The organism is Streptomyces sparsus, assembly GCF_054776295.1.
In genome coordinates this window covers 1-1583 of sequence record NZ_BAAHCA010001034.1, presented here as the reverse complement: position 1 = coordinate 1583, position 1583 = coordinate 1, and the positions used below count along the sequence as shown (strand labels likewise).

The 1583-nt window shown below is 73.4% G+C and carries 2 protein-coding genes and 1 pseudogene; 2 read left to right on the top strand and 1 reads right to left on the bottom strand.

Annotated features, from left to right (window positions below):
• Positions 1-531: pseudogene (locus ACYVE9_RS26065) on the top strand (DMT family transporter); the annotation flags it as partial.
• Here ACYVE9_RS26065 and ACYVE9_RS26060 read toward each other — a convergent pair.
• Complete coding sequence (locus tag ACYVE9_RS26060; RefSeq protein WP_461030353.1) at positions 517-1194, bottom strand: pyridoxamine 5'-phosphate oxidase family protein; 678 nt, start codon at positions 1192-1194, stop codon at positions 517-519. The pseudogene ACYVE9_RS26065 and the gene ACYVE9_RS26060 overlap by 15 nt on opposite strands.
• Positions 1195-1300: 106 nt before the next feature.
• Between ACYVE9_RS26060 and ACYVE9_RS26055 the strand changes: the two genes are divergently transcribed.
• Positions 1301-1583: GntR family transcriptional regulator (locus ACYVE9_RS26055; RefSeq protein ID WP_461030352.1), on the top strand; the 283-nt coding region annotated here is incomplete at its 3' end.

Below are 1583 nucleotides of genomic sequence, written 5' to 3'. Positions count from 1 at the left end.
GGTGCGGCGGTGCTCGGCGCGCTCGCCGGACTGGGCGTGCTGGTGCTGGGCGGCGCCGACGGCTCGGGCACGGTACGGCCCGCCGGCGTGGGACTCGCGTTGCTGTCCGCGCTCGGCTACTCGGCCATGACGCTGTACATCCGCCGGCTCGGCAGCGCCGGGTCGGCGGGTGGTGACCCGCTGGCCACCACCGTCGCCGCGTTCGCCGTCGGCTCCGTGCTGCTGCTGCCCTTCGCACTGCTGGAAGGCGTGCTGCCGCAGGCGGAGGGCATCGGGAGGTCGCTGGCGCTGATGGCGTACGTGGCCGCGGTGCCGACGGCCCTCGCGTACCTGCTGTACTTCGCCGGTCTGGCCGTGGTGCGGGCCGCGACCGCCTCGGTGATCGCCCTGATCGAACCGGTGACGGCCGCGGTGATCGCCGTGCTGCTACTCGGTGAGCACCTCACCGCGCCGACGGTGGCCGGCACGGTGGTGCTGCTGACGGCCGTGTCGGCGCTGGTGCTCGCGGAGACGCGGTCAGGGACGCGTCAGAGCCGCAAGGTAGCCGGGAACGGGTACGGCGGGGTCGAGGTCGTCCGCGGGAACGGGCGCTCCGAAACCGGACACGGCCGGGAGGACACCGCTCCAGTGGGGGAGTGAGACGTCCCCTGCGTCGTCGTTGGGGCCGCCGCTGCGGATCTTCGCCGACACCTCCCGCAGCTCGACGGCGAGTACGGCGGTGGCGGCCAGCTCCTTGGCGTCGGCCGGACGGCAGTCGGTGGAGCGGCCCGCTATCGCCTGTTCCACCAGCGCGTCGAGCGCGGCGACCTTCTCCGCCGGGTCCGTCACCGGACGGGCGTCGCCGTGCACGACCACCGAGCGGTAGTTGACCGAGTGGTGCATCGCGGACCTGGCCAGCACCAGTCCGTCGACGTGGGTGACGGTGAGGCACACCGGCATCGCCGGCTCAGCGCCGTCCGCGGCGAGCCTGACGGGGCCCGATCCCGTCGAGCCGTGCACGTAGATCCGCTCCCCGACCCGGGCGTACAGCGTCGGCAGTACCACCGGCCGACCGTCCCGCACGAAGCCCAGGTGGCACACCCGGCCCTCGTCGAGGATGGCGTGCACGACTGAGCGGTCGTAGGACGCCCGGTGGCGGGACCGGCTCGGAGTGGAGTGCTCGGTGGCGGTGTAGGTGCTGCTCGGCTCCGGCATGGAGACCTCCTCGGGGCGGGGCGTTGCGCACCGGCGGGTGCGACGCCGGTCGACGTGGTGGAGTCGACCTTGACGGGAGTTGTTGTACTAGTGCAAAATGAGCTTTGTGCTAGAAGACTATCGGATCGAAGGCCGGGGTGCGACGGAGATCGCGCAGAGCGTGGAGCGCGGTGTCTCCGACGGTGGGCTCGCCCCCGGTCAACTCCTGCCGCCGGTACGCGAGGTGGCCGCACGGCTCGGCGTGAACCCCAACACCGTCGCCGCCGCCTACCGGACCCTGCGGGAGCGCGGGATCATCGAGACCGCCGGACGCCGCGGCAGCCGGGTGCGGGGCCGGCCGGCCAGCACCGCCCGGGAGGAGATCCGCGTGGAGGCGCCCCCCGGGGCGA

Excerpts from the sequence above, each read along its gene's own strand:
- ACYVE9_RS26060 (WP_461030353.1), bottom strand. The coding sequence starts at position 1,194 with ATGCCGGAGCCGAGCAGCACCTACACCGCCACCGAGCACTCCACTCCG.